At 40.1% G+C, this 8069-nt stretch carries 6 protein-coding genes; 1 reads left to right on the top strand and 5 read right to left on the bottom strand.

The window, feature by feature from the left end:
• The 4 genes from J8L97_RS21940 to J8L97_RS21925 form a co-directional block, all read right to left on the bottom strand.
• Positions 1-1539: FimV/HubP family polar landmark protein (locus tag J8L97_RS21940; RefSeq protein ID WP_282098574.1), on the bottom strand; the 1539-nt coding region annotated here is incomplete at its 3' end.
• Between the two features lie 267 nt (positions 1540-1806).
• Positions 1807-2823 (bottom strand): aspartate-semialdehyde dehydrogenase, encoded by a 1017-nt coding sequence (locus J8L97_RS21935; protein ID WP_211052783.1) that lies wholly within the window; start codon positions 2821-2823, stop codon positions 1807-1809.
• A gap of 1 nt (position 2824) precedes the next feature.
• Positions 2825-3958, bottom strand: coding sequence for a 4-phosphoerythronate dehydrogenase (locus tag J8L97_RS21930; RefSeq protein WP_211052782.1), 1134 nt, complete (start codon positions 3956-3958; stop codon positions 2825-2827).
• A gap of 86 nt (positions 3959-4044) precedes the next feature.
• Complete coding sequence (locus J8L97_RS21925; RefSeq protein WP_192508099.1) at positions 4045-4293, bottom strand: DUF6419 family natural product biosynthesis protein; 249 nt, start codon at positions 4291-4293, stop codon at positions 4045-4047.
• Positions 4294-4836: 543 nt separating this feature from the next.
• On the opposite strand from J8L97_RS21925, the gene fadE reads away from it, so the two are divergent.
• On the top strand, positions 4837-7290 hold the full coding sequence (gene fadE, locus J8L97_RS21920) for an acyl-CoA dehydrogenase FadE (RefSeq protein ID WP_210998577.1): 2454 nt from the start codon (positions 4837-4839) through the stop codon (positions 7288-7290).
• A 278-nt stretch (positions 7291-7568) separates the two neighbouring features.
• On the opposite strand, the gene J8L97_RS21915 is transcribed toward fadE, so the two are convergent.
• Positions 7569-8069 (bottom strand): DUF6136 family protein (locus J8L97_RS21915; RefSeq protein ID WP_211052780.1); only part of this gene is annotated, 501 nt, incomplete at its 5' end.

Below are 8069 nucleotides of genomic sequence, written 5' to 3'. Positions count from 1 at the left end.
CAGTTCAGGTTCCGCAGCAGCCTCGTCTAATAGACCATCAATATCATCTAGCCCTAAATCGTCCTCCAATTGACTATCTAAGGTAGTTGAGCTCTCAAGTAATGAATCTATGTCATCATCACCAACATCTACATCATCAGTTGGTGACGCTTCGTCTAAAATAGAATCAATATCAACATCTTCTTGTTGATCGGTAGCTAGCTCCTCACTCAATGCGGCAAGTGCATCATCACTAATATCTAATTCATCATCATTACTTTCATCTGCATTAGATACTTCATCAAACAAATCATCTATGTCGCCAGAACTTAATATATCGTCCTCAGATTGCTCAATATCTAACGCGACTTCGTCTCCTAATGCATCTGGCTCATCAAAGTTTTGCTGCAAGAAATCATCTAAATCATCCCCACTATTTAATTCATCAGCTTCGTCATCAAATACAATATCATCGCTCAATAATCCGTCTAATTCATCAGCATCTAAGGTATCATTACTTTCTTCAAAGGAGTCGTCCTCTAAAGAATCAAACATAATGTCATCATCTTCCGGCAGCATACCATCGTCCAACTGAACACTTTCCTCTGGCGTTTCTGGTGCGACAACAGGTGGAATATCTAAGTCAAGTGGATCGTTTGACGTTTGAGGAAGAAATTCGTCCTCACTACTGTCATTAGAGGTAGGTGATTGGTTGCGCTTCTTCAGAAAAAATATGATTCCACCAATCGCCAACAACGCTGGTAATATTGACATTAGTAGCAACATGATGGGATTAGAGAGAATATCTTCCCCACTAAATCCCGTATTACTTTGTTTTTGTTCTGCTTGTTGAGCTAACAATTCATTCTGTAAATCAATGACTGATTTTAGCTGTTGCTGTATCTGGCTATCTTGTCCAAGTTGATCTCTAACTGTTTTTAACTCATCAGATATATCGCCAAGTTTCTTTTTTAGTTTGTTATTTTCTTCTAGAATGTCTTGGACACTGCTCACTGAGTTTTTAAATTGATTTTGCAATTCAAGTAACTTGGAGTCTTGCTCCATTTGCAATGATTTAAGTCTATTTGTTAATTCTACTTTAGCTTTTTCAACATCAACCTGGCGAGCTTGAGTAACTTTTCTATTTGCCTCTTCAATAGAAGTATTATCAAGCATGCCATTTTTTTTCATTTCCCATAAGGCATCATCTTGATCCGATTTTTGTTTCGCAAACGTTGGGTTTTCTTTGCGCATTTCTCCCAAAGTTGGAATACGTAAATATGCGCCATCACGCATATGGTTGAGGTTTTTATCTAAAAATGCGTCAGGGTTTTTTGTATAAAACGCACTCATTACTTGATAAATAGTTACAGACTCGTCGGAGCGCACCTTTTTAGCAATTCGCCATAAAGTGTCTGAAGGTTTGATAGGCCCTATCGTTCTACCTTGCATGCCATAATCAGCGTCTTTGGGGCCCTTGATTTGAGCAACCTCTTGCGTAAAGACGGGCATGGTGATCAGTGCCAAGGCAAAGATACAAAAAAAGACGAAACCGCGCATGTTGATCCTTTCTGTACAATGTTCAGCATCTCGCCAAACATTTAATAATGCTAACAGGTAGCTTTTGCAAGCTCTATTCCAATTGCAAACTATAAACCAGTTGTCTACGAATATCCATTGCAACGTATTGAAATTTAACATGCTTATAATAGTTTATGATGAGGAGTAAAACTTCTTAGTTTTCAGGGGGGCAATTCTTTGACGTGATATTTAACAAAAGGGGTAAAGAGCTGCCTCTTAGCAGCCCTTTACAATCAACTGTTTGAACTAAAGGTAGTTTTCAACCAGTTCTTCAGCAATTTGTACACTATTCGTTGCTGCACCTTTACGAGTATTATCGGATACCACCCACAAATTTAGACCATGAGGGTGAGAAATATCTTGGCGTAAGCGGCCAACATACACGGTATCATTACCACTGGCGTCCCCAACTGGGGTAGGATAATCTTGCTCATCTTCAACAAACTCGACGCCTGGTGCATCATTCAGTAATTGTTTAATATGTTCAATATCATGAGGCATACGTGTTTCTAAATGAATTGCTTCTGCATGACCAAAAAAAACTGGAACCCTAACTGCTGTTGGGTTTACTAGCACACTGCTATCACCTAGTATTTTCTGCGTTTCCCAAACCATCTTCATTTCTTCTTTGGTATAACCATTTTCTTGAAAACTATCAATTTGTGGAATAACGTTAAACGCAATTTGTTTACTAAACACACTATTCTCTAGTGGCCGCGCATTCATTAAATTTGCTGTTTGCTTTGCTAATTCATCAACAGCTTCTTTACCTGCACCTGACACTGCTTGATATGTAGATACATTTATACGCTCTATGCCATAAGCATCATAGATTGGCTTTAGCGCAACCATCATTTGAATTGTTGAACAATTTGGGTTTGCAATAATATTACGATTACGAAAATCAGCTAGGCTTTCCTTGTTAACTTCTGGCACCACAAGAGGCACATCAAAGTCATATCTAAAATGTGAAGTGTTATCAATAACAACACAGCCGGCTTCAGCTGCAATAGGAGCATACTTTTCGGAAACACTTCCACCTGCTGAAAATAAGCCGATATGCGCGTCAGAAAAATCAAAGTTCTCGACATCTAACACTTCAATTTTCTCACCACGGAAGTCAATATCTTCCCCTGCACTGCGACTGCTTGCAAGTGCAAATAGCTGATCAACAGGGAACTTTCTATCTTGTAAAGTCTCAATAATTTGACGACCAACTAACCCAGTTGCGCCCAATACTGCCACGTTAAATTTTTGCGACATGCTATTCCTCATTCTTTTCAATTACATTAAAACCTAGCTGCGCTAACATCGCACCATGTCCACTACGGTTTTCAATACTTAGTGTACTAAATTCTCTACGAGGCGGATAATTCTTGCGTAAACTATCAAACCCTTGCGTTGTTAAATTACCTCTAAGTAATCCATCATCACGGCGAATATCATAAACTAAGTGAACAATACGACCTAAATCATGCTCACTCAGCGTTTCTTCAATATGACACTTGGTAAGAGCCGGTATAGGTAAAAAGTCAGCTAGCTCCTTCGTTGCAGCGACATCAAGTAACTGACATACACCTTGATAAAGCATTTGGGTTCCGCGTGCTTTCCCTTCTTGCGTGTGTCCCGCAATATGTACACTGGAAAACCGAACATATGGCAGGAGATCGGTCAGTATATTAGGCTCATTTTCCCATACATCTAACACCAGCTCTAACTGCTTACCTGAGCGCAACGCGACCAACAAAGCCTTATTGTCAATGACATCACCTCTGCTAGCATTAATAATCAACATGCCCGCTTTTAATTTAGCTATGCGTTCGGCATTTAGTAAATGCTGTGTCTTATGTTTACCATCTTTGATTAATGGTACATGAAAAGTAACAAAGTCCGCTTGCTCTAAGGCCACGTCAAGTTCAATATGTTCATCTAAAGTGCCTTCAGCGTAACGTATGGGGTCGCACAGTAACAGTGTAACTCCCATGCTGTGTAATTTGTCACGCAAACATTGACCAATATTACCTACACCAATTATCGCGAGGCTTTTTCCTGCCAAACCTGTATTTGTCTCTTGGCTATATGCATAAAGAGCACTAATAACATATTCTGCAACCGCTATCGCGTTACAACCTGGCGCACTGCTAAAAGCTATGTTTTTCTGCAATAGTAAAGCTGTATCAATATGGTCAATTCCGATTGTTGCTGTGCCAACAAATTTCAAATTGTCAGCTTTACTTAATAGCTGCGCATCAACCTGAGTAACAGATCGGGTAAGTAAAACATCTATATCACTCAGCGCATCAGGCGATAAATTCCTACCATCAAAACGCTTAACATCGCCTAAATCAGAGAAGTATTCTTCGACTAACGGCATATTTTGATCAGCTAAGATCTTCATTTACTATTCCAACGTACACACATAGGCCGTATTGTATACCTAAGCCCTAAGTAAATGCGAGCTTCAAACGGGCCGCTTGTTATAACTTACCGCCCTTTTAATTTATGTATACCAGCTCCAATTCCCGCAAACATGACAATGATAAGCATCAAAACCATAAGAGTTGCTTGCTTTTGTTCGGGTAACAAAATCAGTGGGCTCATTAATATTGCCATCACACTACTGAAAGCAATAAAGAGTGCAGTATACAAACAACGGTGATAACCAAAGTAAGCACTTACAAGGCAAAAAAATAAGCTGATAAAAACTGCAGGAGTATAAATATTAAAAGACATCCATGTTGCCGTTAAAGATATAATTATAGAAATGGTCGAGCTCATCATTTTAGGTTCCTTCCTGTTTTATGACTACATTAAACATAGATCGTCCACTTGCGAATGCAACTTTAAAATTACAAAAAAAACACTTTTTTGCTTAGATTTCTTTGTACTATTTAACCTCAGCTCTGGATAAGCGACTTTGCCCAATAAAGCTATTTTTCTCACTCTCGGCGTTGCTTTCATTTGTAATAGCCCGCTATTACTGCATAAAAGCGCCTTGATATTGAACAAAATATCATCATTGGATTGTACGTAAGTTTGTTTACAAAATATTTCCTATTCCAAAACCCTTATCCAAACCTGAGGTTATTTAGCTAAAACAGTATGCATAGCAACTCCTATTTTTATTCGCTTATATATTGATAAGTATGCTTTCTTATCAATCATCCATACAATAAATTTACATATGCCAGAATTGGCGCTGTTTTTTCTCTTGAAAAGACCCCTTTTAAGCGCTAGTCTTACTGGGTGGTCGGACCTCTAATAAGGAAGAACAAAATGACACTCATTTTTACCCTAGCCTTGCTCGCGCTTCTTGGCGCAGCGAGCTATCATCGAGCCAGCTGGAACACTTGCGTAGGGATAGCTGCAATAACATTGTTAATTGGTACATTCGCAAGTGCATTCGGTGCACTTACCTGGTTAGTCTTTCTAGCCATCACTGTACCATTATCACTCACTAACATTCGTCAGCAATATATTATTGCTCCGTTATTCAAGGCATTCAAAAAAGTTACACCTACCATGTCTGACACGGAAAAATCAGCCATCGATGCTGGAACCACGTGGTGGGAAGCTGATCTTTTTTGCGGAAATCCTAATTGGGAAAAATTACATCAATACCCAAAACCTCGGTTAACCGTCGAAGAGCAAGCGTTTCTTGATGGCCCTGTTGAAGAAGTTTGTGCAATGCTTGATGATTGGAAAGCAACCCACGAGCTAACTGACTTACCACAAGATGTCTGGCAATATTTAAAAGACAACAAATTCTTTGCCATGATCATCAAAAAGCAATATGGTGGCCTTGAATTTTCAGCTTTTGCACAATCATGTGTGCTGCAAAAACTCACGAGTAAATCAACATTACTTTCATCTATTGTAGGTGTACCTAACTCACTTGGTCCGGGTGAATTATTACAACATTACGGCACTAAAGAGCAAAAAGACCACTACCTACCCCGTCTTGCTAAGGGACAAGAGATCCCATGTTTTGCATTGACGTCACCAGAAGCTGGTTCCGATGCCTCGGCAATTCCTGATTATGGTATTGTGTGTAAAGGTGAATGGGAAGGTAAAGAAACATTAGGTATTCGATTAACATGGAACAAACGTTATATTACGCTTGCTCCAGTCGCAACTGTGTTAGGGTTAGCATTCAAACTGCGTGACCCCGACGGCTTGATAGGCGAAGAAAAAGAACCAGGTATTACCTGTGCTTTGATACCAACAACAACGCCAGGTGTTAAAATCGGTCGTCGTCATTTTCCTTTAAACGTACCGTTTCAAAACGGGCCAACACAAGGTGATGACATATTTGTACCCATTGACTACATTATAGGTGGCCCAGAAATGGCAGGCCAAGGCTGGCGTATGCTGGTTGAGTGTCTATCTGTTGGTCGCGCTATTACCTTACCGTCAAATTCGACTGGTGGGATAAAATCTTTAGCGCTAGCAAGCGGTGCGTATAGTCGTATTCGTCGTCAATTCAAATTACCAATTGGTAAAATGGAAGGGGTTGAAGAATCTCTCGCAAAATTAGCTGGCTACGCTTATAGCACAGATGCTGCAGTGAGTATGTCTACCGGTGCGGTTGACTTAGGTGAAAAACCTTCAGTCGTGTCTGCCATCTTAAAATACCACCTAACAGAACAAATGCGCGCATCTACGATGCATGCGATGGATATTCATGGTGGTAAAGGTATCTGCCTTGGCCCAAATAACTATCTAGGCCGCGGTTATCAAGGTGCCCCTATCGCCATCACGGTTGAAGGCGCAAACATATTAACCCGTAATATGATCATCTATGGACAAGGTGCTATTCGTTGTCACCCATTTGTACTGGCTGAACTTAATGCCGTAAGCATGAGTGACAAACAAGCCGCACTTGACAGTTTTGATTCATCATTAATGGGCCATATTGGCTTCACAATATCAAACCTTGTACGCACTAAATGGTTAGCACTAACGGGGGCACGCTTTACTAAAGTACCATATAACGATGAAACGGCAGTTTTTTATCGTAACGCAAGTCGGTATAGCGCATCTTTAGCGCTTATGTCAGACATTTGTATGGCTGTATTTGGTGGTTCGTTGAAGCGAAAAGAGCGTATCTCAGCACGACTAGGTGATTTACTCAGTTACCTTTACCTTGTTTCTGCAACGCTTAAGCGCTACAATGATGAAGGTCGTAAGAAAGAAGATTTGCCATTTGTACAGTGGAGCTGTCAGGAGCACTTATACTTGTGCCAACGCGCATTGGCAGATCTCATCAATAATATGCCATCAGCACCATTACGTGCCGTATTAAAACTGGTTTTATTCCCATTTGGTAGACCTATTCGTAAACCAACTGACACGTTAGAACACAAACTTGCACATTTGCTACAAACACCAAATGAATCAAGAGACAGGCTTGCTGCTCATATTTATTTAACGGATGAACCTTTAAACCTAATTGGTAGACAAGAACAGACTTTAAAAGACATCCTTGCTGTGGAGCCCTTGTTTGATAAAGTGTGTCGCGCCAAAGGGCAAAAACTGCCATTCACACAATTAGACAAAGTCGCCCAAATGGGACTTGACGCAAAAATTCTCAATGAAGATGAGGCAACACAACTCGCTGAGGTTGAAGCCAAACGTCTTGCGGTGATCAATGTCGATGACTTTGACCCCAGTGAGCTTATGGCCGGGAAAGCTGCTAAACCGACAGTCCAGGGGGTAGATGCAGCATAGGCTTAGTTGTCTAAATATGTAAGAACCCATCAAGATAAGATCAACCCAACCCTAAACAAGCCAGCACCTGCTGGCTTTTTTGTAACCATGCAACAATGTAATACTCCTAAATTCAATTGTATTAAATAAATGTTTAGGTATTACAGCAGGTACATGAAGTAGTAATCAGGCAAAAATTTCAATGTTTCGTTATTCTACACCCGTCACCTTTAGCATAATGAATAAGCCATTTGGCTTGCTAGCATGATGGCTGGTTTCACTAAATGGATATAAATCCATTAAGTGATCACTTTAATTACAAACAAGGAGATAGAACTTGAAGCCCATACAACTGCCGTGAGTTTCGGCTTATTTACAGCACTATACATAAGAGCAGGCATACAAAGTAAAGCACCACTCATGTAGATGTCAAAGCCCAGTAAAAAGCCAGAGCAACACCACAATATAATGCATAATATTGATAATAAAAAAATTTGCACACGTTTAATATCCTTATACTTACCCAAAGACTCCCAAAATAAGCGTGTTTCTTGTAAATGCTGGTTGGTTTCAATCATTAATGTTGACCACCAAAGCTGGTTAATAAGTACCGCAGCTAACATATACCAGTGTAGTAAATCAGGCCGCATAATTTGAATAATGTCCGCAGCCCACAGTACTAAAAAAGTGGCCGTTGCACGCCAAGTCAGCACCCAAGAATGCGCAAATGCATAATGAGCCCAAAACGACCATATATTAATTGGATAGGTCAGATTGGGGGAATGTACTTTGGGTATAAA

Source organism: Pseudoalteromonas sp. MMG012 (assembly GCF_018100875.1).
In the GTDB taxonomy this organism is placed as follows: domain Bacteria; phylum Pseudomonadota; class Gammaproteobacteria; order Enterobacterales; family Alteromonadaceae; genus Pseudoalteromonas; species Pseudoalteromonas aurantia.
Note: the sequence above shows the minus strand (reverse complement) of the source record. Positions and strands in the feature narration are given on the sequence as shown.

What these genes read in the sequence shown, in the direction of transcription:
- J8L97_RS21935 (WP_211052783.1), bottom strand. Translation starts at nt 2,823, where the DNA reads ATGTCGCAAAAATTTAACGTGGCAGTATTGGGCGCAACTGGGTTAGTT.
- J8L97_RS21930 (WP_211052782.1), bottom strand. Translation starts at nt 3,958, where the DNA reads ATGAAGATCTTAGCTGATCAAAATATGCCGTTAGTCGAAGAATACTTC.
- J8L97_RS21925 (WP_192508099.1), bottom strand. Translation starts at nt 4,293, where the DNA reads ATGTCTTTTAATATTTATACTCCTGCAGTTTTTATCAGCTTATTTTTT.
- fadE (WP_210998577.1), top strand. Translation starts at nt 4,837, where the DNA reads ATGACACTCATTTTTACCCTAGCCTTGCTCGCGCTTCTTGGCGCAGCG.